At 36.5% G+C, this 24645-nt stretch carries 21 protein-coding genes; 16 read left to right on the top strand and 5 right to left on the bottom strand.

Going from position 1 to position 24645, the window contains the following annotated elements:
- Nucleotide 1: 1 nt before the first annotated feature.
- The 3 genes from D7D81_RS08870 to D7D81_RS08880 are packed head-to-tail and all read left to right on the top strand — an operon-like array spanning nucleotide 2 to nucleotide 2249.
- On the top strand, nucleotides 2-1198 hold the full coding sequence (locus D7D81_RS08870) for an energy transducer TonB (protein ID WP_164522185.1): 1197 nt from the start codon (nucleotides 2-4) through the stop codon (nucleotides 1196-1198).
- 12 nt (nucleotides 1199-1210) lie between these two features.
- A complete protein-coding gene (locus tag D7D81_RS08875) occupies nucleotides 1211-1867 on the top strand; it encodes a MotA/TolQ/ExbB proton channel family protein (protein ID WP_125989237.1) in 657 nt (218 codons plus the stop codon).
- Nucleotides 1851-2249 carry an ExbD/TolR family protein gene (locus D7D81_RS08880; protein ID WP_125989239.1) on the top strand — a complete coding sequence of 133 codons (399 nt, stop codon included), beginning with the start codon at nucleotides 1851-1853 and terminating at the stop codon, nucleotides 2247-2249. Before D7D81_RS08875 ends, D7D81_RS08880 begins: the two co-directional genes overlap by 17 nt.
- Before the next feature lie 73 nt (nucleotides 2250-2322).
- Here the strand turns inward: D7D81_RS08880 and D7D81_RS08885 are convergent, their stop codons facing one another.
- Nucleotides 2323-3369: a PocR ligand-binding domain-containing protein gene (locus D7D81_RS08885; protein ID WP_125989241.1), complete on the bottom strand. Its 1047-nt coding sequence runs from the start codon at nucleotides 3367-3369 to the stop codon at nucleotides 2323-2325.
- Between the two features lie 227 nt (nucleotides 3370-3596).
- Between D7D81_RS08885 and D7D81_RS08890 the strand changes: the two genes are divergently transcribed.
- Genes D7D81_RS08890 through D7D81_RS08905 form a run of 4 tightly spaced genes read left to right on the top strand, consistent with a single transcriptional unit; the run spans nucleotide 3597 to nucleotide 12939 of the window.
- A complete protein-coding gene (locus D7D81_RS08890; protein ID WP_164522186.1) occupies nucleotides 3597-4748 on the top strand; it encodes a metallophosphoesterase family protein in 1152 nt (383 codons plus the stop codon).
- On the top strand, nucleotides 4745-7174 hold the full coding sequence (locus tag D7D81_RS08895; protein ID WP_125989245.1) for an AAA family ATPase: 2430 nt from the start codon (nucleotides 4745-4747) through the stop codon (nucleotides 7172-7174). Before D7D81_RS08890 ends, D7D81_RS08895 begins: the two co-directional genes overlap by 4 nt.
- Before the next feature lie 39 nt (nucleotides 7175-7213).
- Entirely contained in the window at nucleotides 7214-9835 is a 2622-nt protein-coding gene (locus D7D81_RS08900; RefSeq protein ID WP_125989247.1) for a PD-(D/E)XK nuclease family protein, read from the top strand.
- Nucleotides 9832-12939: a UvrD-helicase domain-containing protein gene (locus D7D81_RS08905; protein ID WP_125989249.1), complete on the top strand. Its 3108-nt coding sequence runs from the start codon at nucleotides 9832-9834 to the stop codon at nucleotides 12937-12939. The genes D7D81_RS08900 and D7D81_RS08905 overlap by 4 nt, the downstream gene beginning before the upstream one ends.
- Here D7D81_RS08905 and D7D81_RS08910 read toward each other — a convergent pair.
- On the bottom strand, nucleotides 12932-13504 hold the full coding sequence (locus D7D81_RS08910) for a hypothetical protein (RefSeq protein ID WP_125989251.1): 573 nt from the start codon (nucleotides 13502-13504) through the stop codon (nucleotides 12932-12934). The genes D7D81_RS08905 and D7D81_RS08910 overlap by 8 nt on opposite strands.
- Nucleotides 13505-13928: 424 nt before the next feature.
- On the opposite strand from D7D81_RS08910, the gene D7D81_RS08915 reads away from it, so the two are divergent.
- Nucleotides 13929-15260 carry an MATE family efflux transporter gene (locus tag D7D81_RS08915; RefSeq protein ID WP_125989253.1) on the top strand — a complete coding sequence of 444 codons (1332 nt, stop codon included), beginning with the start codon at nucleotides 13929-13931 and terminating at the stop codon, nucleotides 15258-15260.
- 86 nt (nucleotides 15261-15346) lie between these two features.
- Nucleotides 15347-15607, top strand: a complete 261-nt coding sequence (locus D7D81_RS08920; protein WP_125989255.1) for a stage V sporulation protein S — start codon at nucleotides 15347-15349, stop codon at nucleotides 15605-15607.
- Nucleotides 15608-15722: 115 nt separating this feature from the next.
- On the opposite strand, the gene D7D81_RS08925 is transcribed toward D7D81_RS08920, so the two are convergent.
- Nucleotides 15723-16994, bottom strand: coding sequence for an aspartate aminotransferase type Ic (locus tag D7D81_RS08925; RefSeq protein ID WP_125989257.1), 1272 nt, complete (start codon nucleotides 16992-16994; stop codon nucleotides 15723-15725).
- A gap of 161 nt (nucleotides 16995-17155) precedes the next feature.
- Here D7D81_RS08925 and D7D81_RS08930 point away from each other — a divergent pair, with 161 nt between their 5' ends.
- Both D7D81_RS08930 and D7D81_RS08935 read left to right on the top strand, forming a co-directional pair.
- Entirely contained in the window at nucleotides 17156-17881 is a 726-nt protein-coding gene (locus tag D7D81_RS08930) for a DUF1385 domain-containing protein (protein WP_125989259.1), read from the top strand.
- Between the two features lie 115 nt (nucleotides 17882-17996).
- On the top strand, nucleotides 17997-18806 hold the full coding sequence (locus tag D7D81_RS08935) for a Cof-type HAD-IIB family hydrolase (protein ID WP_125989261.1): 810 nt from the start codon (nucleotides 17997-17999) through the stop codon (nucleotides 18804-18806).
- 10 nt (nucleotides 18807-18816) lie between these two features.
- Here D7D81_RS08935 and D7D81_RS08940 read toward each other — a convergent pair whose 3' ends face one another.
- Complete coding sequence (locus D7D81_RS08940) at nucleotides 18817-19959, bottom strand: MFS transporter (RefSeq protein ID WP_125989263.1); 1143 nt, start codon at nucleotides 19957-19959, stop codon at nucleotides 18817-18819.
- A 281-nt stretch (nucleotides 19960-20240) separates the two neighbouring features.
- On the opposite strand from D7D81_RS08940, the gene D7D81_RS20120 reads away from it, so the two are divergent.
- From D7D81_RS20120 to D7D81_RS08950, 3 genes are all read left to right on the top strand, one after another.
- Nucleotides 20241-20366 (top strand): hypothetical protein, encoded by a 126-nt coding sequence (locus D7D81_RS20120; protein ID WP_269059909.1) that lies wholly within the window; start codon nucleotides 20241-20243, stop codon nucleotides 20364-20366.
- Between the two features lie 69 nt (nucleotides 20367-20435).
- Nucleotides 20436-21410 carry an ABC transporter ATP-binding protein gene (locus D7D81_RS08945; RefSeq protein ID WP_125989265.1) on the top strand — a complete coding sequence of 325 codons (975 nt, stop codon included), beginning with the start codon at nucleotides 20436-20438 and terminating at the stop codon, nucleotides 21408-21410.
- A 1-nt stretch (nucleotide 21411) separates the two neighbouring features.
- The gene (locus D7D81_RS08950; RefSeq protein ID WP_125992035.1) at nucleotides 21412-22146 is read left to right on the top strand and encodes an ABC transporter permease; all 735 of its coding nucleotides are present in this window, start codon (nucleotides 21412-21414) and stop codon (nucleotides 22144-22146) included.
- 51 nt (nucleotides 22147-22197) lie between these two features.
- Here D7D81_RS08950 and D7D81_RS08955 read toward each other — a convergent pair whose 3' ends face one another.
- Nucleotides 22198-22620 (bottom strand): YmaF family protein, encoded by a 423-nt coding sequence (locus tag D7D81_RS08955; protein ID WP_125989267.1) that lies wholly within the window; start codon nucleotides 22618-22620, stop codon nucleotides 22198-22200.
- A 200-nt stretch (nucleotides 22621-22820) separates the two neighbouring features.
- Here D7D81_RS08955 and D7D81_RS08960 point away from each other — a divergent pair, with 200 nt between their 5' ends.
- Both D7D81_RS08960 and D7D81_RS08965 read left to right on the top strand, forming a co-directional pair.
- Nucleotides 22821-23903 (top strand): NCS2 family permease, encoded by a 1083-nt coding sequence (locus D7D81_RS08960; RefSeq protein ID WP_125989269.1) that lies wholly within the window; start codon nucleotides 22821-22823, stop codon nucleotides 23901-23903.
- Complete coding sequence (locus D7D81_RS08965; RefSeq protein WP_125989271.1) at nucleotides 23904-24467, top strand: phosphoribosyltransferase family protein; 564 nt, start codon at nucleotides 23904-23906, stop codon at nucleotides 24465-24467.
- Nucleotides 24468-24645 lie beyond the last annotated feature (178 nt).

The raw sequence follows: 24645 nt of genomic DNA on the forward strand, positions 1-24645 counted from the left end.
TGTGAGTTTCAAAGAAAATTTAAATAGGTTTATTAGCAGGGCATTCACCCCTGTAAGGGTCTCTTTTGTACTGGCAGTTATATTGCATCTCCTTTTACTGAGCTCTATAAGTGGATTATTTGCTTTTAATGATTTTCCGGAGGAGGAAACATTATCACCAGTTAAACTGAACTTTAGAGTGGTTCAAACACCCTCTGAAGAGAAACAAGCAGAAAAAACAGGTGAACTACCCCCTGTTGAACAGCTTGTTGCCAATAGTGAGGTGGTAGAGGAAAGGAAGACTGTAAGCACCCAGCAAGGTATTGAAGGAGTAGGGAATAATCAAAAACCATCTGTAGAGGAAGTTGACAGGGAAACTGAGGTAGAAAATATTGTTCAGGAGATTGAAAATGAACCTGAAGATGAACTTGAAAAAGGTATTGAGCAAGGGAAAGAAGATTTTCTTAAAGATAATGTTAAAAATGATAATAAAGATAGTAGGGATGATAGTAAAGAAAAGTTCAGTAATGCTGATAGTATAGCAAAAGAGAGGGATGAGCAGAGCCTAGAAGTAGAGAACACCAATAATTCAATAGATGAATTTCCACCTGGGATTGGGAGACCCTGGGATGAAAGTAATCAGGAAATAGAAGTCAGTAGAAAAGAAAAACAACCTGAAGAGAGAAATGTCCAGAAGGATGAAATTAAGTCCAGTGATAGGCCAGCAGAAAATCAGGAATTCATTTTAACTGATGAGGAGATAGATAGCACTAGTAATGCGGCAGCAGAGCAGGGTGATGATGACCTGACTAAAAATAAGAGTTTTTCTTATAAGCAGGAAGCTGGAGCTGGCATTGAAGGTGATAAAATTAAAGTTAAGCAGAAAGATGTTGAAGAAACTGGTGATGGTAAAATAATTGATTTAACATCTGGCAAGACAGCTGAGGGGGTTGTCCTACCTAAGCTCAGCAATTATAAAAAACCGGTTTACCCGGAAGATATGAGAAAAAGAGGGATTGAAGGTAGGGTAATTCTGGAAATGGTGATTAGTAATCAAGGAAAGGTAGTAAAAGTAGAAGTGAAGGATTCTTCGGGATATAAGAATTTTGATGAATCAGCTAAAGATGTTGTCAAGGAATGGTTGTTTACGCCGGCTGGCAGAGGGGGGGAAAATCTGGCCTGCCGGGTATTAGTACCAGTTGAATTTAGATTAAATTAATGGGGTGATAATGTGGAGTATTTACTCAGCAGAGGTGGTATTATCATCTACCCTTTGTTAATATCTTCTCTAGTAGCGCTGACAATTATTATTGAAAGATTTTATCAGTTTATCAGGATTCCCAGACAGTTACCTGACAAGCTGATGGAAGTGATAAAAGAAAACATTGCTTTAAAGAAATATAAGGAGGCAGCTAGTTTGTGTGAGGGTAAGGGGCCGACTGCCAGGATTCTGAAGCGAGGTATTATTAATGCCCATAAAGACCCAGAAGATATTGAGAAATTAATGGAAGAGCTTAAATGGGATGAGTTTCCGCGCCTGGAAAAACACTTAGAGGGGTTGAATTTTGTTGGTAAGATAAGCCCATCACTGGGTCTACTGGGTACAGTAACAGGGATGATCAAGACATTTCAGGCCCTATCTCTAAATGGCGAGCCTCAGGAGTTAGCAGCTGGCATTTCTGAAGCTTTAATTACTACTGCCGTAGGTTTGATAATATCTATTCCTACTCTGGCTGCTTATTACTATTTTATTAATAAGATCAAACAGATGATAAATCATACTGAGAAAAGGGAGATAGAGCTTCTTAATTTTATTTCTGAGCATAGGATAGTAAATGATACTGAGATATACTCTGTAGGGAGGGAAAGAAGTGAAGTACAGGCTTGATAAACCCTCATTAGACCTAAATTTGGCTCCAATGATAGATGTAGTCTTCTTATTATTAATTTTTTTTATAGTGGCTTCTAGTCTTAATGTAAAAGAAGTTGAAACAAATATAAATCTTGCTGAAACAGGTGTTGATAATGAACAGAGAAATGCAGAAATAGTTATTGCTATCACCGAAAAAGGCAAGATGTATATTGATGAAAAAGAGGTTCCAGTAAATAAATTAGAGGGCTTTTTAAAGATGAGATTAAAGAATAACAATGCTAATATTTCTATTTATGCTGATAAAAAAGTTGCTTTTCAAGAGGTAGTAAAGGTAATGGATATTGTAAAAAAACTGAAGGTTAAAAATTTAAGTTTTGTACTCCACAGAAAAAACTAAAGACCACAGACACTCCCATACCGGGCGGGAGTGCTGGGTCAGTCAGTACAACCTTAATGTATGACAACAAATTTTAATCTTCTAAGGCAAGTTCATTTAACTGTTCTGCTAGACTGGTAATTTCTTCGATGCTGGCTGTCACTTCTTGTGATGCGGCTGCTTGTTGTTCGGTAGCTGACATTGTTGAATTGCTCATTTCGACAGTGTTTTCTACTGATTTTTGAATATTATTAATAGAAGTATTTATTTGAGAGACACTTTCTTTAGATTCGTTTGATAATTTTTCTATTTCTTTAGCAACAATACTAAAGCCTCTGCCAGCTTCACCTGCCCTGGCAGCCTCAATTGAGGCATTTAAGCCAAGTAATTTTGTTTGATTGCTTATTGTTTGTATTAAATTAGTTATTTCAGTGATTTTTTGAGAAATATTTTCTACATTTTCTATTTCACGGTTTAATTTATCTTGATAATCTCTTACTTCAACTGCTGAAGCTGCCATTTCTTCCATAGTAGCTGAAATTTGATTTAAGCTATCTTTTAACATTTGAGAACTATCTATTAGTTTGTATTGATGATACCATGTTTTTGATATATTATTGGCTACAATATATAAGACATTTGCAGCGGCTTCAATTCGTTTTTTTGATAATTGAGTTACTTCCTTAGTAGATTCAACATATCCATCAGTATCTACCCCAATTTCTTTGGCTATTTTTCTATATTTTTCTTCTTCTGGAGCAGAAGTCAAAACCTGCCCACCTAATATTGTTCCTATTAATCGTCCTTCTAACATAATTGGGGCTGCAAAATCTATTAAACCTGCATGACATTCATACACTACTGGTTTTCCTGTACGGGCAGCTTTTTCTCCACCCTTTTTATGTGATTCTGCACATCTTTGGTCTCCGATTTGAGTTGAATGTGTAAACTTACTACAAAATCTGGTATAATTACTTGGTTTAGTAATTGGGTTTCCTTCAGTATCAACTGTGACACTTGCTAATCCCATCCCCATAGCAAAATCATCCTGAAATTTTTGTAAAAATTCTACATCAATTATGTCTTTCAAGTTAATGTTTTCTAAATTGGTATTTTGTATACTTATTTTTTTTTCTGCCATAGCTAAGCCCCCTGTGTTAATTTTTGTCGATTTTAGTAGTTATATAGAATATTTCGACGTATATTGTAAAAAACCTTTTATAATTTTTATCTTAATAAAAAATTTATTGTCTTTCTTTTTAAGACGGAATTTTTTATTTTCAGACAGGAAAAAGATAATAAATCGAGAAGATATGGATAAGGGGTTATGATATAATATCCTGATAATCTTTATTAGGGGTGAGTGAATTGGGATTAAAGATATTACATACTGCTGACCTGCATCTGGGGATGAAGTTTAGTAATTATCCAGCATATATTAGGGAGGATTTAATTGAGGCCAGGTTTAATACCCTGGAAAATCTGGTTTCTACTGCCAATCAGGAAGAATGCAATTTGTTTGTAATAGCTGGGGACCTTTTTGATAAGATTAATATACCCTTAAGGGATATTAAGCGGGTAATAGGGATACTAAATAACTTTGCCGGGGATTGTGTACTTGTTATGCCTGGTAATCACGATTATGACAATGGAATGGTTGAACTGTGGCAGTGCTTTCAGGATAATATTTCAGATAGACTGATATTATTAAATAAAGCAAAACCGTATAAGTTGACTCATTTTGACCTGGATCTTACTGTTTATCCTGCCTATTGTGACAGAAAACACTCTGCTGCCAATAAACTGGACTGGATTAAGGATTATTATCAAGGTTTAGATGATGGGGGTAAATGGCCTGGAACCTATCAGCTGGGTATTGCCCATGGTGCCCTTAATGGTCTTTCACCTGATATGTCGGACAGGTATTTTAATATGAGTGAAGAAGAACTACTGGAATTGCCTGTAGATTTGTGGCTTCTGGGTCATACCCATATCCCTTATCCAACCAATAGGGAGCTTAATAATAGAAGGATTTTCAATGCAGGTACAGCTGAACCAGACGGCCTTGACTGCAGTCATAATGGTACTGCCTGGTTAATAGAGATATCTAGAGAGCAAGAGGGCAGTACTGAGGTTTCAGCTACTCTGCTGGAGACCGGGTTTTATCGTTTTAAAGACCTGTCATATACTATTGAGGTAAGGGCAGACCTGCTTAGAATAAAAGAGGAACTGTTAAGTGATAATCCAGAACAGAGTTTGCTCAGGCTGAAACTTAGTGGAAGGGTAGATGAGGATCTTTATAATAACAAGGAGGCTGTTTATCAGGAACTCAGGGACAGACTGGCCTATCTTGAGATAGACGATAGTAGTCTTAAGCTTAGGATTACAGAGGAAGTAATTGATAGGGAGTTTTCCAGGAGTTCTTTTCCTTATCTGGTTTTAAAAGAATTGGCAGCAAGTAAAGAAGATGAGGATGCCTTACAACTTGCCTATGAATTAATAAAAGAGGTGAGAGAATGAGATTAAGCAGTTTCAAGACTGATGTTTTTGCAGGGATAAGTAAGCGGCAGGTAAAATTTGATAAGGGCTTAAATGTGATTATTGGTCCCAATGAAGCCGGGAAAAGTACCCTTATTGAGGCTATCTATGCCACTATCTTCCAGGAGGCCAGACTGCGGATGAATTTAGGGGTAGATAAGGACTTTAAGGCCCGTTTTATGCCCTATCCAGCTGGGGAGTATATCAATGGTATACTGGAGTTTATTATAGATGGAGAGAAATATAAGCTGAAAAAAGAATGGGGTAAGGAACACTCTACTGTCCTGGAACTGCCTGATGGACAGATTCTCAAGAACAGTGACCGTATAAAAAGAAAACTTAAGGATTTATTTGTTTTTGGCCGGGCCAGCTATGGCAATATTGTCTTTGCCCGGCAGCGTGATGTTAAACAGGCGGTTGAAAGGATAATAGGTAATGATGACATTGTCCATACGGTTAGTTCTTTTCTACGGAAGGCAGTAATGGAACTGGATGGTATATCAGTTGAACATTTGCGCAGCAGGCTTGGAGAGGAAATAGATAATCTTGTTAAAAGATGGGATTTAAATAATGATAGGCCGGATAATCCCAACAGGGATATAAATAACCCCTATAAAGTGGGATATGGTAAGATTTATGAGGCCTATATTAATAAAGTAAGTATTGAACGTAAAATGAAAAAGGCTCTCGAAATGGAGGAACAGCTGGCCGGTCTGAGCAGGGAATTACAGGCTCTGGAAGAAGAGCGGCAGGGTCTTAAAACAGAGATTGAGCAGATGGCCGAGATAGAGAATGATGTTGTTAAAAGGGCCAGTCTGGAGCCTGAAATTAAGCGTCTAAAGGAAAAAACCGGTACCTTAAAAAGGTTAAACAGGGAATGGCCGGTCAGAGCAGATGAGTTAGTCAGGAAAAAAGAGGAATTAAACAACTTGGATAAGAGTCTAAAAGAGTTGAGCAGGGAAAAGAGTAGGGCTAGAGAAAAGGCCAGACTTAATGAAAGTAGGTCTATCTTAGAAAAGATTAACAGGCTTAAAAAAGAGATGCAGGAAAAGTATGAGGAAAGGCAGGAAATAAAGCAGATTACGATAGAAGACATTAAAGAAATGGAATCATATCAGGATATTATTAAAAGAAATAAGGCAGCTATGGAGGCTGGTACCTTGCTGGGTGTGATAAACAGTGCCTGTGATCAGGTGATACTTACCAGAGGCCTGGCAGAGCAGGAAGAAATAGAGGCAGGAGTAGAGTTTAAGGCAGATGGTTATCTACATCTGGTAATTGAGGGAATAGTAGATGTAGAAATAAAATCAGGTGAGATAGATTTTGACAGCCTCCGCCGGGAATATCAGTTGGCCCAGAGTAAACTTGATAAACTATTAAGTAATTTTGGTGTTGAGAGTATTAATGAGGCCAGGCGTAAAAGAGAGGATTATAATAGATTAACCAGTGAATTAAATAATCTTAATCAGCAGATTAAAGGGCTATTGGATGGCCGTAAATATGAAGACCTGCAGGAAGAGGCAGGCAAACTTAATGAAATGGAATCTGTCAGGGATGAAGGGACTGTTGAAAAAGAACTGGATAGGGTAAATAAAGTAAGGAGTAAACTCCTTGCAGAGATAAAGTCCCTGGAGGATAGGATTAATAGCTGGCAGGAAGAGTATGGTGATGTAGATAAACTCTTTGAATTAATGGTTAGTATAGGGACTGAACTTAAAGCTATCAAAGGACAGCTGGCAGGGCTGGCAGAACTGCCAGATCAATATGATACAGCAGAGGGGTTTAATAGTTCTCTGACGAGGTTGAGGAAAAAGAAAGAAGAGTTAGACGACAGGTTTACTAGTAAGAGAGAGGAATTACGGGATATAATGGCTGCTATGCCTGAAGAGTCCTATGAAGAACTGCTGGTATCCCGGCAGGACTATCGGAAGCGTTTTGATAGATTACAGAAGAAGGCCAGGGATTTGATTAAGATAAGGGCTGTTTTGCATAGAAAACTGGCTGAAATGGATAATAATAGTTTTAACCCACTGGTTGATTTGTTCAGCCGGTATTTATCTATTTTAACAGCCGGTAATTATCAGATTGGGGATGTTAATAATAATTTTCAGTTAAAAATAGTAAATGAAAAAAATAGTTCGCTGCCTGTAGATATAAATCTACTTTCCTTTGGTACCTATGATGGGGTAGCGCTGGCTTTCAGATTAGCTCTGTTAGAACAGTTATTTAAAGATAGAGAAGGGTTTATTATCCTGGACGACTGTCTGGTTAACCTTGACCCGGCAAGAAAAAAAGAGGCTGTTACTTTGATAAATAAATTTGCGGAAAAATACCAGGTTATTTTCACTACCTGCAATCCGGACACAGCAGATAGTCTGGGCGGCAGGGTGATTGAGTTTACTGCATAAAGGAAAGAATTATATGCCAGGAAGTGAGGTTAAAGACTTATGAAATTTAGCTATCTGGATTATCAGGAAGACCTTCTTGCCAGGGCTGTCAGTAGTGAGAGTCCCCGGGTTTATGTCTTTGATAACTTTAATAATCTATTAACTGCCCGGAGGTATTATCAGCGGCCTTTTCTGCAGGAAGAGAGCATTTTTTTGACTATGGATGACTTGAAAGAGAAATTATTTCCGACAGATAGGCTTATTTTGAAAGAGGAAAAACGCAGTATTTTCTTTTATAATTTACTTACTGCTGAAGAAAAAGAAAGACTAAGAATAGATAATTACTTTGATGTGATTGACCTGGCAGCTGATTTCTTTAAACTATATGATGAATTCAATGAATATAGCATATCGGAAATAGAAGAAAAAATCAAACTACAGGATTGGCAGTTAGAAAAATATAGAATCCTGCGGCAATTGCGGGAACGTTATTTATCTAAAATGGAAGACTCTAATTATACTGACCAGACACTTGTTTTTGACTTTCAAAATTTTGATCCAGCCTATTTTACTGCTTACAGGGAGTTTATCTTGGTCAATATTATTAATTTTACTCCTGGAGAAAAAAGGCTACTAGCAGAACTGGAAGCTGCTGGTAAGTCTGTTCACCTGTATTTACAGATCAAGTGGGAGGATTATAATGAAGAGAATTTACAGCTCAATAAACTAAGCCTTCCTGAAGAAATAGAGACAGAAGTAAAACTTTACCATAGTGAGGAAGACTTACTACAAGTGGCCAACCTTTTATGCTATAGAGAGTTAGCTTATCACGGGAATCAGTCCTTAACTGTGCTGGATGCTGCTTATAATGACAGTGATTACCAGCGTTTACTATCTTCAAATAGGGTTAAGGTAAAGAGAGAAATTAGTTTTATTGAAACCAAGATCTATAAATTTCTGGAATCACTTTATAGTATCCTGTCAACAGCTGATCTCAGTCATGGTTTCTTAAAATTAGAGATAAAGGAATTATTGGAGGCCTGTTATTTTCCGGAGTTTTGTGCTCACTATCGAATTGATAGTAACTCTCTTGCTGCTTTAAAGGGGCTTGCTGCTGAGGATTATGTTTATCTGACAGAGGATTTAATCGAAAGCAACTATCATGAAGACCTGGCTGTCTTTAAACTTATCTTTGCCGAAATGAGGAAAATTTTTACAGCAAAAGGCCTTAGGGAGTTATGCAGCATCCTGGAGGAGATAGATTTCAGCATATTAGATGATGAATTATTCACTGATAATATTACTCAATATTTTGATGGGCTTTTAGAACTTAGTTCTATTGAAGAAATTGGGCTAGTTGATTCCTGGGTAAATTACTTTAATAGTATTCCCCAGGGCCTTTTTCTTCTGACTATAAATTACCTGAAGTTTAAGAAAGTAATATTGCTGGATAATAAAGAAAAACCCTTGCTGGAGATTGAAGACCTGCTGTCAGCTTCACACAGCAGGAGGGAAGAACTAATTATTACTAATGCCTCCCGAGGAATTATTCCTTCCCGGACAGGGGGCGGGTTTCTTCTTACTGAGAAACAGCGGGCAGAACTCGGTCTGCCGACTAATGAAGAAAGGGCTTTAAGGGATAAATATTATTTCTTCCGCCATCTTTTTAGCAGTCAAAGGGCTGTGATTTATAGTCTGCAGAATCAGGACACTAATCTAACGACCAGCTCTTTTATTGAAGAGATAAGGCTGGCTTATGGTCTGGAAATCAATAATTTACCTATTACAGCCTGGGATTATCCCACTCTTATCAGGAGTATTTTTATTAATGAAGATGATGTTTTGCTTAAAAAGCTGTCAGCCAGGAACAGGGAAAGGGATAAATTATTGATAGAAGAGGTGGACTTTCCAGATGATAGTTATTATCTAAGTTATTATAAATATCAGGTTTTAAAGGATTGTTTTTATAAATTCTATCTCAGCTGTATTGCTCAACTGGAGGATGAACAGTTTGTATTCAAGAAAGAACTGAGTCCCAGGTTACTGGGTATAATTGTACATGAGGTATTTGACAAGCTGATTACTGCCAGCAGTTTAGCTAATCCACCAGCCATTGAAGAGATTAGAGGAATTATTGAAGAGAAAATGGCCATATATGATCTAAAGATTAATGATTACTATAAAAAATACTATGAAAAAATACTGGTAGGAAAAATTCAGGACTCTATCATTTATTTTTTTAAGGTTATGGGAAGAAGGGTTAATAGTAATATCAGGAATATAAAAACAGAATGGCAGATTGGCGGTTCTGAGAACACCCCTTTTTTCAAGGGTGATAGTTTTAGCCTTTATCTCAGAGGGAGAATAGATCTTCTACTTGAGTTTGATGACAGAAAACAGATTATTGATTTTAAAACCGGTGGTAGTAGTTTAGATCAGCTTGATTTCTATTCACTACTGCTAGATGAGCAATCAGGGTCTCAGGTTCAAGTAGAAAAAGGGATTTATTCACTTATGGATGAAAGATACCTGCGGGGTTATCCTGGTGGTGAAATGGAACTGGCAGATGAAATTACCAATAATGCTAAAAATTTGACTGCCAGTGAGGAATATAAAGCCAGTTATAAAGCGAGATGTAAGGACTGTATCTATCTGGATATCTGTAGGGTGGTGATCAGATGAATAAAATTCTTAAGGCCAGTGCTGGGACAGGGAAGACCTATCGGCTATCATTAGAATATATTGCTGCCCTACTGGAGGGGGAGTATTTTAAAGAAATTGTAGTGATGACCTTTACCAGGAAGGCCACTGCTGAGATTAGAGAAAGGATTATTGAGCAGATCGAGGATATTCTTGCTAAGGGTGATAATAGTGATGTTTTTCTCAATCTAAAAGGAATATACCCTCAGATTTCCCTGGATATAGAGGGTCTTCAGGAAATCTACCGGGAAATGCTGGTCAATAAAGATGAGATTAATATTTTTACAATCGACAGCTTTATCAATAAAATTTTCAGGGAGACTGTTGCCCCTTATCTGGGTGTGTATGATTATCAGATTATTGATAACCAGCAGAATCAGGAGTTTATTGAAGGTGTTTTTAAGCAAATACTTGATAATCCTGAAGATTTTGCGGTGATGGAGAAATTTTTATCTGCTAACACAGAAAGGTTTATTGAACCATATCTCTCTTTAATTACGGAGATTCTAAATAATAGATGGAAGTTTTTGTTAATTAATTATCAAAGCCGGGGCAATAAAAGCTTAGGTAGTCTGACCGATAGTCTGGATGACTGTCTGGATATTTTAAATAATATAGCCCGGGAAAAGGGTAAAGAGCTTTCAGAGGATTTTTATGTAAAGGATTTTAAAAATCTAATGGAAGACTACGGCAGGGAGGAACTGGCTGTTAAAAAGGAGTTGATAATTAAAAACCAGAACTTATTTTTTAATAAAAGTTTCTGGAATGGTAGTAAGGTCCGCGGCAAAAAGGTTGCTGATTTGAGAGAGTCCCTTGAACTAGGCTATGAGCAATTCCGTCAGCAGCTGGCAGCTTATATCTATAATAAAGAGATGCTACCTTATGAAGAAGAGGTTTTTAGTTTTTCCCGACGTATCTTTAAGATCTATGACCAGCTTAAATTTAAAGAGGGTGCTTTTACCCATGCAGATATTAGTAATTATACCTACAAATATTTCGGGCAGGAGGAGTTGGGGCTAATTGCTAATGGTGAAATTAGTGATTATTTCTATGAGGTTTCAGGTATGAAAGTGAAGAGTCTTTTTATCGATGAATTTCAGGATACCAGTATTCTGCAGTGGAAGATAATTAAACCCCTCTTAGATAGGGCTGATAAAGTTATTACAGTTGGAGATGAAAAACAGTCTATTTACGGCTGGCGTGGCGGAGAAAAAGAGTTGTTTTCTCGTCTGGATAGGATACTTGATAGTGAGAGTGAGTCCCTGAAAACCTGCTACCGCAGTGAAAGAGAGATAGTCGACTTTATTAACCGTTTTTTCCTTAATCTACCTGTTGACTGGGATTATCAGGGGGTAGATTATCTACCTTTTAAAAACGGCGGTTTTCTTGAGGTGCTAATTGGGGGTGAGAATACCTTAATAAATACGGAGACAAAGGCTTTTCAGAAATTTAGCCAGGAAAAACAGGCTGCAGCTCGGGAACTTAACCAGCTAATCAGGGTCGATTTGAAAAGGGAGATAGCAGAGAGGATTGCAGAGCTGCCTTCATACAGTAAAGTTGGTATCTTATGCCGCTCGAATACTGACCTGGTTGATATTGCTGCTGAACTGGATAGGGCAGGTATCCCCTATGTACTGGAGAGTAAGGATAGTATTATTGAACACGTGGCAGTTAAACCGCTTTATTTTCTTTTGAACCACCTGCTCTATAATGATTATTTTCAATTACTTAGGTTTTTACGTAGTGATCTGGCTGGTATAAATAATAGGATTTTAAAGTATTTATTACAAAATAGGGATAAAATTGAATCTTTCATGAATGGTGATGATATTGTTCTGGAGTATGAAGACCTGGGAGAGCTGCTTAAAGAAATCAGGGTGATGAAAACCCTTCCCTATCAGGTGCTTACAAATATGATTATAGAGAAGACGGGTGTTATTAAGTACTATAGTGATAATAGTGCTGCCCTGCGAAATATTTACTATTTCTTTGAATTAATGCGAGGTTTTAATTCTTTAGTGGATTTTATAACTTATTTAGAAGAAAATAAAGATAGTGATGAATTAAAACAGTTAGGGGTGAAGGGTGAAAATGTTGTCAGTCTGATGACTATCCATAAAGCTAAAGGATTATCCTTTGAGACAGAATTTTTCTACTGGTCTCCCGGGGGGAACCGAGGTGGCAGTTCCAGCAGTCTGGAGTTTTATATAAGTTTTGATCAGGATTTTGAAGAAATAGAGAATTATCTCCTAACAGATACCAGGTATGAGAAGATCTTTGCTTATCTGGGGATTAATTTTGCTGAAGAATACGCTGAACGTGAACTTATGGAGGAGATTAACAATCTATATGTTGCTCTCAGCAGGCCAGAAAGGAATCTCTTTTTCTATATTGAAGGTCCCCGCAAACTTACAGTAGATGCTCAGGGCAGGTGCTGGGGAAATAGTAGTTATGAATTCTATGAAGAGGCCTTACTGGCAGCTGTTAAACTCCCTTCACTCTGTGAACTGGCAGAGAGAAAGCAGTTTGGTAAATTAATAGTAAGTGAGGACCTAAGAGATCTTGTAGATAATAAAATCCCTGATTTGAGTCAATATTTTAGGCCACTGAAGTTGACAGGGGAGATAGTAGAGGAAACGGCTGAACAAAAGGATTATAAGATGACCCTGGCAAAAGAGATTGATCGGATTGAGGGGCTGGCTGTTCATTACTACCTGGAACATATTACTTATGCAAATAGTGTTGAAAAGGATTATGCCGCTAAAATAACAAAAGCCAGATATGGTAATATTATGGGTTTTAAGAGGATAGAAGGTCTTATAAGAAGAATAGAGGAGTTTATTGAGAATAACCCCCTCTATTTTGCTGAACACTGGACAGTTTTTACAGAATATGAATTAAGTGATGGAGAGAGGACATACCGTATTGATAGGCTTTTACTAGATGAAAAAGCAGGGGAAATAATGATACTGGATTATAAGAGCGGTATCAGCAGGGAACAATCACAGTTAGATAAATATAAGGAACTGGTCGCCAGTAAAACTGAGGAGAGTTATGTTATTAAGACAGAATTTCTGCTTATTTAAAGAGTTCTCTTAAATTATCAGCTGTTAGCTGTCTGGAATTTATCCCCATCTGTTTCAGCTGGGTAACACCCGGGTCAAAGATAATAAGGCTGAAATAATCCAGGAGTTCGTCATCCATCAACTGCTGCATATTTTTTAAAGTATCTTTTTCATCTTTACTTTTCTTTCTTATATAATAACGGGCACCGGGTATGGGCATTAAGGATTTAAAACTGGCAGACTGCCATATTTTATTTGGTAGATAAAATAAAACTTCATGGGCAGTTCTATCTTTTTTAAAGAGACTGGTAAAGATTGACTGGCTGCTGTTATCGGGTACTTTTTGATAATTGTAGGCCAGCTCATTTTCCCTCAGAAAATTTAGTATTTTTTTGGTATATTCTGTAGGATTGTTTACTGTATTGGAGAAACGAGAGCTGTTAATTTCAATAACCATATCCTTATCTCCAATCAAGGTATTAAGTATCTTATAGTTAAGACCTCTGTCTTTACCCTGAAAGGTCAGGGTATATTGTGCTGAGTCAAGTGAGGGTTCCTGCTTATTTTCTTTAATTTTGATTTTCATTTGGAAAACCTACCTTTTTCATTTTTCTAAATATATCTTAGCATATTTAAAAGTAGACTACAAGGAAAAAACCACTCTTTGGGGGGTACCAAAGGTGGTTTTTTAAGTGAAAAAGTTATTGTGGTTATTATATAATAATTGTCTCTTTATGTAAACAGGAAAAGCAAAAATTAATTGAATTTGTAATATTTTTTATGAGTTTAATTATATATTAGTGCTGAAATTAATCAAAAGTTAATGTATTTAATAAAAGATAAGTAGCAAAGTCTAATTTGTTTTCTGGATAATATAATAAGAGAATAAATTATATTTTTAATTAATTTGTTGTTGACTTAGTAAGCAGATACTGCTAGAATGAATGAAGTATTTAATATATTGGTAAATTTTATAGGTATAAAGAGTTGTTGAAAGTAGGTGAATATTTATGGAAGAAAGGAAAAAACTACATCAATTGGCGATACCAATTTTTATTGAGACATTATTATTTATGTTACTTGGAGTGGCAGATATTTTTATGCTCAGCCAATTTGATGATAAGGCTGCTGGAGCTATTGGAGCGGCTAATCAGGTTATTAATATCCTTAATCTAATATTTGTCATAATCTCAGCGGGAACAGCAGTGCTGGTAGCCCAGAATGTAGGGGCAAAAAGGAGAGAGGATGTCGAAAGGGTTAGTTCGGTTTCACTGGTTATGAATTTAGCAATCGGTCTATTGGTAAGTGTTATTATGATTTTTATGGGGAGGATAATCTTGCTTAAGGTGGGGGTTACCCCCGACTTAATGAAGTATGCCTCAGCATATATAAAGATAGTAGGTGGTGCTTTATTTGTTCAGGCTGTTTTAAATACTGTTACTGCAATTATCAGGAGTCATGGTTATACTAAAGAGAGTATGTTGATAACTGTTGGTATGAATATTTTAAATGTAATTGGTGATGCTGCTTTTATCTTTGGTCTTTTTGGTTTGCCAGTCCTGGGTGCCAGTGGTGTGGCAATAGCGACTACTTTTAGTAGAGTACTGGCGACTATTGTGGCCTTGATATTCCTGTTCAGAGTAGTGCTTCCCATTGAGATGTTTACTTACCTTAAAAACAAGCCAATGCTGGCCCTTAAAAAATTGATTAAGATTGGTTTTCCTTCGGCTATGGAGAATATGTCCTATAACTTAGCTCAGACAGTGCTGATGAGTATTATCTTGATTAATCTGGGGGAAATGGCCTATATTACCAGGACATATGTCTGGACATTAACCTGGTTTGTAATGATATTTTCTATTTCTATCGGGCAGGCTAACCAGATTATGATTGGGCATTTGATAGGTGCTGGTCAAATAGATGAGGCCTATCATACTGGACTTAAAAACTTCAAAATAGCTATGTTTTTTTCTATGCTGGGTGGTGTAGTATTATTTCTCTTTGGTAGGATATTTATGGGTTTTTATACAGATAATCAGGAGATTATACTCCTGGGGGCGGCTACCCTGGCAGTAGATGCCTTTCTGGAGCCCGGCAGAACCTTCAATATTATCCTGATTTACGGTTTAAGGGGTGCTGGTGATGTAATCTTTCCTGTTGTAATGGCAGTTATTAGTATGTGGGGTATTGGTGTTCTGTCTGCTTATATCTTTGGGGTTGTTCTTGGCTATGGCCTGCCTGGTATCTGGCTGGGGATCTTACTGGATGAATGGTTCAGGGGTGTTTCTATGCTCCACAGATGGAATAGTAAAAAATGGGCAAATAAAGCCATGATAGGATAAAAAACCCTTGTAAAATAAAGGTATTCATGAATTTATCTTTAATATAATATATATATAGTATTATAGATTAAGGGGGTTTTGTCAAAATGGAAGTATTGAAGGTAGCAACACAATCAAATCCAAACAAAGTGGCAGGTGCACTTGCCGGTGTTTTAAGGGAAAGGGGAAGGGCTGAGATGCAGGCCATTGGTGCTGGTGCTGTAAATCAGACTATCAAAGCAATAGCCATTGCCAGGGGATTTGTGGCTCCCAGTGGGATTGACCTGATTTGTATACCGGCTTTTACTGACCTTGAAATTGAAGGTGAAGAGAGAACAGCGATTAAAATAATTGTGGAACCAAGGTAAGCTAGTTTTATAATTTTACTATGTAATCCCCTATCTTAAGAGAGATTTAACCCTGGAGATAGGGTTTTTCTTATTAAAAAAACAGCCCCAGAAACAAAGGCTGTTTTTTAGAGAATTATTTGAGGAGTTTGTCCAGTGTTGCTTTTTCTATACAGACAGCCACAATATTAATGGCTTTTTCAAGTTCTTTGATAGGGGGAAAGGTAGGTGCAATACGGATATTAGTGTCTGCAGGGTCTTTGCCGTAGGGGTAAGTAGCCCCTGCTTTGGTAAGGGTAACACCAGCTTCTTTTGCCAGTTGAATTACTCTACCTGCACACCCCTCCATAACATCGAGATTAATGAAATAGCCTCCCTCTGGATTACTCCAACGGGCAATATTTTTGTCTGCCAGTTCCTTTTCCATTATTTCCAGGACTAAATCAAATTTAGGCTTGATAATAGCTGCATGTTTTTTCATGTGTTCCAGGATACCATCAACTGTCTTAAAAAATCTGGTATGGAGTAATTGATTTATCTTATTGGGACCGATAGTTTGTTTAGAGATTAAGCTGACTATATAATTGATATTTTTTTTGCTGGAGGCAAAAACACCTAAACCTGCCCCTGCAAAAGTGATCTTGGATGTAGAAACATAGATATAGACCCTGTCTGGGTTTTTATATTCCCGGCAGGCATGTAAGATATTTTTCAACCGGGGTGGATTATCTGTCAGGTGGTGTACAATATAGGCATTATCCCAGAAGATACGGAAATCACTAGCCTTTGTTTCCATAGCAGCCAATCTATTGACTACTTCATCAGCATAGACAACCCCTGTAGGATTACTATATTTGGGTACACACCAGATACCTTTAATAGATTCATCTTCTTTGACCAGTTCCTCAATCCTATCCATATCTGGTCCATTATTCTGCATGGGTATATTAATCATTTCAATACCAAATAGTTCGCAAATGGCAAAGTGGCGATCATAACCTGGGCTGGGACAGAGGAATTTGACTTTTTCTAATTTACTCCAGGGAGTGCTTTTTTCATCTACACCGTGATTAAAAGCCCTGGCTAGGTTATCATACATAATATTCAGGCTGGAATTTCCTCCGATAATTAATTCTTCAACCTTAACATTAAGTAGGTCAGCAAATAATTTTCTTGTTTCAGGGAGTCCTTCAACACCACCGTAGTTTCGACAATCAGTACCATTTTCATCAATTAGGGTTTTAATGTCATTATATAGGCCATTTGATAAATCAAGTTGTTCTGGACATGGTTTTCCCCGGGCCATATTTAAATTAAGGTTTTCAGCCTGATATTTTTCATATTTTTCGTTTGCTTTCTGCTGGAATCTACGTAATTCTTCCTCTGTAGCTCCTTGATATACATTCATATTGACTACCTCCTGGTTTCTTTTCTTCTATTTTAATATATCGTGGGGAAAATGGCAATGTAATTAAAGATCATTTAGCAATTATTTAAATTAATATGCTATAATTAAATAGTGTATCCACAATATAAATAGAAGTTTGTGGAGAAGAAGGGATGAGATAAATGAGTCAAAAAGAAAAAATAGGTGGCAGGGCCTATAAAAATGGTGTAAGATTGATGAATAGTAGCTTTTCTGTTAAAGCATATTATGATGAAAATGGTAAATTACAGGTAAAGCTTAGTAGTGTAAAAAGGTTTAAATACTATAAGTTGATCAAAAAAATTCCCATATTAAGAGGGATAGTAAGTCTCTTAATGGCTATCTGGATGTTTTTAAAAGAGGGTATTAATAATCCTAAAAAATACTGGGCTATTTTATTAATATTACTGTTGGATTTGCTATATATCTTTATACCAGGATCAGAAAGTCAGGTGACTAACAATATTTTAAATTTGATATATTTTGGTTTCCCTGTTCTATTACTATTATTATTCAGGAAAACTATTTCTGAAGTTTTAAAATATCACGGTGCTGAGCATAAGGTGGTTCATTATTATGAAAATGATTGTCAGGGGGATATTCAGTCATATTCCCGGCTTCATAAAAGGTGTGGTAGTAATATAGTATTTTATTATCTATTAATAACATGTACAGTAGGTTTATTTGTCTATATCCCGTTAAACCCCTTACTTTTAGAATTATTGTTTTTGGGGATAGCCTATGAATTAATCAGGTATACCCCTGAGCAGCTTCTTTTTCTGCCTTATCTCTTTCAACGGCTAGTAACAAAGGAACCAGAAGAAAGACATATCAGGGCGGCTAAGGCTGCTTTAGAGCTTTTAAGATAAACGATTGGTTAAATTATTTTGATAAAATAGCTATAATATATTATCATAATAGGTATTAAAGTAAATAATGAATGACATTTTTCAGAAATTCAAGGTATAATAGGGAGTGTGATTTATGAGTTATAAAATGCTTTGTCTGGATATTGACGGTACTCTACTAAACTCAAATCATAAGATATCTTCTAAAACTAGAGAAGCAGTACGGCTTGTTTCTGGCAGAATACCAGTAATACTTGTATCAGCCCGTATGCCTGCCGGGATTTTTCCATATCAAAAGGAATTAGGGCTTAATAAAGCGGTGATTTCGTATAGTGGTGCTTTGATTCTGGATGAGCAAAGAAATGTTCTTTTAAATAAAACTATTTCAAGCTCGGTAGTAGAATTAATTTATGATAATTTTATGGGACAGGTTCATCTTAGTATCTATTGTAATAATGATTGGTATATAGAGAATAAAGATTGCTGGGCCAGGCAGGAGAAAGAAATTACTGGACTTACGCCCTTGGAAGTTAATTATACAAAATTAATTGACAGCTGGTATAGAAACTCAGGAGGGGCAAATAAATTATTATGTATGGGAGAAAAAGAAGATATCACTGTTTTATATCATCAACTACAAAAGATGACAGAAAGGGTGACAGCTAGTATTGCTTTTTACCGTTCAAAACCCAGCTATTTAGAGATTATGGATAAGGCGGTTTCTAAAGCAGCAGCTATTGAAAAACTGGCAGCTAGTTATGGTGTGGAAAGAAATGAAATAATTGCTATAGGTGATAATTATAATGACCTTAATATGATTGAATATGCAGGCCTGGGGGTAGCTATGGGAAATGCCCCTGAAGCTGTAAAAGAACAGGCTGATGAAATTACCAGCAGCAATGATAATGATGGGGTTGCCAGGATTATCTATAAGTATTTTAACTAGCTGCTTTTGTTTATTTAGTTTTTTCAAGTTGATATAAACTGATTGCACCCAGTATGGTAATAAATAATAAAGTGTAAATTGCCATTTTATAAGTCCCTGTCTGCTCATAAATCCACCCACCAAGGGCAGGGCCAAGTATAGCTGATATTCCATAGGCTAGAAAGACAAAAGGGTATAATTTGCCTGCCAGGTCTCCAAAGTGTTCAACAATTCTAAGAAAGTATAGGACAAAACAACCTCCAAAAGCAATTCCGGTCATAATGGCTGCTAGATTAAAAATAATTGCTGAATTTGATAACATTAACAGGGCAGAGCATCCTAATAGAACCAGGGATATGGGAATTGATATTTTGCCAACTCTATCGAAAATAGCACCCCATAATATACGGCCCAGGGCATTTCCGACGGCAAATAAACTGATAGCTAATACGGCATACTGTTCAATAAGATGGTTAGAAAGACCTATTTGTTTAATATTGCTAACAACCATTAAACCACCAAAAGTCCCGCTAAACATCCCTATTATCATGGCAATGGTTATTTTGTTCCTCAATAATACTGTCATTTTTTGTTTATTATTTTTCTCTCTATCATTTTCTGGGGGGTTACTAAGAAATAGGGCTGCTATAATAGCAGGTAATCCTGTATAAATAGCAATATTTCTAAAAATTAATAAAGTATCTAGGCCATTGTTCTGTAAGATAGAAACAAATCTAGTTAAGATAATGGCTCCACCACCAAAACCAGCAACAGCTAATCCGGTTATTAATCCCTTTCTTTCAGGAAACCACTTAATACAGGTGGTTAATGGACATACATAACCAAAACCTATCCCTGCTCCTGTAATTAAGCCAATAGCAAGCAATATAATAGGATATGCTCCCTTTGAAAATGAAGCAATTAAGTAACCCAAGGTATATAACAGTCCACCTATAAAAGCGGTGAAACGCGGTCCTTTTATTGATAATACTCTCCCTGCATATATCATGTTGAGTGTGAATGCCAGTATTGTAACACCAAAAATAAAGCTGCTCTGACTAATACTAATATGATAAGTCTTCTTTAATGAAGGGCCAAAAACACTCCAGGCGTATATCCCACCTAAGATAATCTGTAAAATGATTGATGCTGTGAGTATAAACCATCGTTTCATTGTTGAATTTCACTCCCCTATTGTAATGTTAATGGTCTTAACTTAGAATCTCCTTTCAAATAAGCGTCTTAAATAAATAAGGATTTATAATAACTAATTCTTTTTAAATGAATAGATTCCTCTTTTTAGTGTAGATAAGAATTATAAATCCCTGTCTGAATTAGTTAAGCTCTACTGGTTTTTTTACTTAAAAAGTGTTGACAATATAAATTAGTATGTTATAATTTAATTAAACAATTACTTAATTAGATTGGTGTTCTAGAGAAAGGAGGGAATGATTTATGGCTGAAAAGAGATGTGAACATCCCGATAGATTAAATGGTAAGAAACCTGGAGAATGTAGTCCTGAACAGATTAAGGAATGTCATGGAGATGAAAAAGAACATTCCTGTGCAAGAGATAAATAGGACTTTATCAGGGGTGTTTAAACACCCCTGAAACTATTCTTAAAGATGGTAAAGGAGTGCTTTTATAAGATGAACAATTCTCAAGAGATTAAGGCTGCAATTGAAGTAGAAAATTTAAGTAAACGATATGGGGAAGTACAGGCTGTAGATAAGATATCTTTTACTGTGAAAAGGGGAGAGATTTTCGGCTTTCTGGGGCCAAATGGGGCGGGTAAAACAACAACAATCAATATGCTGACAGGCCTAAATAGAATAAGTTCAGGACAGGTCAAAATTAATGGTCAAACAGAGATTAAAAAGGTACAGGAGGCTATCGGGATTGTCCCCAGTGAAAGCAACTTGTATCCAGAGCTTGATGGCTTTGAAAATCTCTGTTTTTGTGCTTCACTCTATGGTTTAAAAAAAGGGGTGCGGGAAAGAGAGGCAAGGTATCTATTAGAAAAATTCAATCTGGCTGAGGTAGGCGGCAGGACGTTTGGGGCTTATTCCAAAGGCATGAAGAGAAAATTGACTATAGCAGCTGGTATTATACATAAACCTGAAATTCTTTTTCTGGATGAACCGACTACGGGGATTGATGTAGCCAGTGCACGTCAGATCCGAAGATTAATTATTGATTTAAATAGAGCAGGGACTACTATCTTTTTAACTACCCATTATATTGAAGAAGCCGAGCGTCTTTGTGATAGGGTAGCCTTTATTGTTCAGGGGAGAATTAAGCATCTGGATACAACGGAAAACTTACTTAATAATGTCCGGCAGGATAATATCATAGAATTTTTAAGTGATAAAAAATCTCTTCAGGATAAAGAAACTATTCTTAAGAAACTATCAGCTTATCAGGTAGAACTGTTTGGAGAAAAAATCAGGATTCATATTGATAGAAAAACTACGATAGATAAATTTATTAATATTTTTAATGAGATTAACTGTAATATTTATGAAGCCAGGCTGCTGAGGCCGTCACTGGAGGATGTTTTTGTCAAGATTACAGGTATTGAAGTAGATGAAATGGAAAAAGATAAAGCAAAGGGAGGCAGATAAAATGACAACCTGGATTGCTTTTAAAAGTATATTACTTAAGGATATCAAAACATATTATTTAAAACCACCTAATATCAGCTGGGGGCTGCTTTTTCCTATTTCCTGGACTTTAATGTTTTTCTTGAGAACAGAGGCTCCAGTTGATATTCCGGGTTTTTTACCAGGTTTGATATCTTTGTCAATTCTTTTTGGAACAACCTCAATGCTTGCTGTTACTATAACCTTTGAAAAAAAACAGGCCTCCTTTAACCGACTCTTACTGGCTCCTATAGATTTAAATACTTTGATGTTTGCTAAAACCAGTGGTGCCATAATCTTTGGTGTCTTTAATGCCCTTGTACCCCTGTTTTTTGCAGTACTTTTAACGGACCTCTCAGAAATCAGCTGGCTACCTGCTATAGTTAGTATTTTTTTAATTTCTATTACCTCTACTTTTTTAGGTTTATTTATTGCTGTTTCAGTTAAAGAGGTTTTTGAGGCCCAGACCTTTTCTAATTTTTTTAGATTTCCCATGATTTTTTTATGTGGTTTATTTATACCCCTGCCAAATTTGCCCAAATTAATCAGGCCTTTATCATATTGTCTGCCTTTGACATATGGGGCTGATATTTTAAAATATGCTATTAATGGCGATAATATCATGAATCCAGGATTAAACTTTTTATTAATACTTATTTTTGCTGTAGTTTTATTTGCTATTAGCATCAAGAATATTAAGAAAAAGTGGATTAAGTAAATTCCTTGTGAACACCCCTATCAATTTGATAGGGGTGTTTTAACAAGTTTACTAATCAGGGATGGGGCGGGAGGTTTCAGTACTATATTGATGTTGATGTCCTACATTAATACTTGTTTCTCCGCCCATTTCATGAATATGCCCGGAACGTGTCCTGATTGCCGGACCGGTTCTACCAGTAATTTGATGGGAATGCCCTCTATTAGTTGTTGTGATAGTTTGATATTCATGATAATGGGTTCCATTACCATTATAAATAGCTTGACTACTTGTTCCCCGGTAATTATGGCTGTGATTTTCGTCATAAGAAGTTCTACCTCTATATGAATGGATATGTCGCCCCTGACCTGGATTAGGATCATCAGGGTATCCAGGATAATCAGGATACCGTGGACATCCAGGGTCTCGATAACGATCTCTATCTCTATCCCTCTGATTTGTTTTAAAATTATTTTCTTTTGGATAGTTTCCCATTAAGTTTTCCCCCTTTATCTTTTTATAATATGACAAAGGCCAGGTTGATGTTACCAGCTGTGAAAGATGGGAAATAAATTATATACTGAATATTGTTATTTTTATTCTTCTTGAAGGGAATATATAGTATATGTAGAAGAAATTAATATATAAAATATAACAAATTACGACACAAAGTGAGCAAAGGAGAGGTAGTTAATATGTCATTTCAGGATTTGTTGGCGGCTTTAGGGGTTGTCTTAAATGGGATTCCCCAGGGTTTACTGGCTTTGAGTTTTGGGTTTGCGGCTTTACCAACTGCACTTGCTTTTGTTGTTGGGATGATTGGGGCAGGTTTTTTTCAGAGTGTTGCAGTAATATCCTTTCAGGCAGAAACAATAACACTTGCAGGTAGATTGAGTAAAAAGAAAAGAGAGGTCTTATCAGCTATTTTCTTTGGTGGACTGGGTATGGCTTTGATAGGTATTTTTGGTTTGTTGGAAAAAATAGTGGCTTTAGTAGGTCCAGAGATTACCAATGCCATGATGGCAGGGGTAGGAATTATGTTGGCTTATGTAGCTATTGATATGGGGCTTAAGGAGAAAACAATTGGTGCTACTTCAGTAGTTGTGGCATTGATTGTCTGGATTATATCTGCCAGTTTGGTACATACCATTGTCTGGTCAGTTTTAATCAGTTGTATTGTTGCGCAATTCACCAGTTTTGAACCTGTAGAACATAATGAAAAAAACGAAAGGCTTAAGATTCAACCCCTTGTCTGGAAATTCTGGACTAATCCCAGGGTTGTCAGGGGTGCTCTGGCCTTAATTACTTTGAATATTGGTGCAAATATTTCTTTTGGTAAATTAACAGGTCAGATAGCCGGAAGAAGTGTGAATATTGATCATTTAGCAATTTATTCATCAGTCTCTGATATGGCTTCCTCATTATTTGGTGGTTCACCAGTTGAGAGTATTATCTCTGCTACAGCTGATGCCCCACATCCAGTTCTGGCAGGGATTTTAATGATGGGTATCTTTGCGGTGATACTATTTGCAAAACTTTTACCTAAAATTGGGCGCTATGTTCCCAGTTCTTCGATAGCTGGTTTCTTATTGGTTCTTGGTGCGATAGTAACCCTGCCAACTAATGCTCAGCTGGCTTTTCAAAATGTTGCTTTAAATTCATCTATGGCAGCTGTATTAGGGGTTGTTATAGTTTCAACTGCGCGTTTTGATCCCTTTGTTGGTATGATGTCTGGTGTAGTATTAAGATTTTTATTTCAATTAACAGGTGTGATGTAAATGGAGTTAAAGTATGAAGGTCAGAAATATTATGACCTGGAGATAAGTGGTTTTCACCGCAAATTACCGATAGTACAGCTTAATGATGAGCTCTGGATTGCTTCTTTTGTTATGCTGGGTGATGTTACACTGGTTAACTTTTGTGCTGGTGCCCTGGCGACAAAGTTAGCTGGACTTAAGTTTGATTACCTGGTAGGGCCTGAGGCTAAAGTAATACCACTACTTCATGCCATGGGGACTTTTCTGGGGCATAATAGTTATATAATCTGTCGGAAACAGGTTAAGGCCTATGCTGAAAATCCGGTAGTACTGGATGTTGCTTCAATAACAACAAGGGAGAAACAGCAGTTGGTATTAAATGGTCTGGATGCAGAAAAAATCAGGGGGAAGAAGGTTGTACTACTTGATGATGTAGTATCAACTGGGGGTACTTTTAAGTCTCTGGAAAAATTAATGGACATGGCCGAGGCGGAGGTTGTCGGCAGGGCAGCAGTGCTAAAGGAAGGGGATAATTATGATGGTGAGGTAATCTATCTACAGGACCTACCATTATTTAAGAAATAATATAAAATGTATTGAGTAAATATTATTTTAAGACATAGTCTAGAATTAGGCTTTGTCTTTTTTTAGCAACTTGAAATAATTTTGTAGGTTATAGAAATGTTTTTGTCCTGTTTATAATAAATAGTTAACTTTGAGTAAAGTAAAGAAGACTTTTTAAAATTTTAGATGTAATAATTAG

Origin of the sequence: Halocella sp. SP3-1, assembly GCF_003953885.1 — a bacterium.
Classification (GTDB): Bacteria; Bacillota; Halanaerobiia; order Halanaerobiales; family DTU029; genus Iocasia; species Iocasia fonsfrigidae.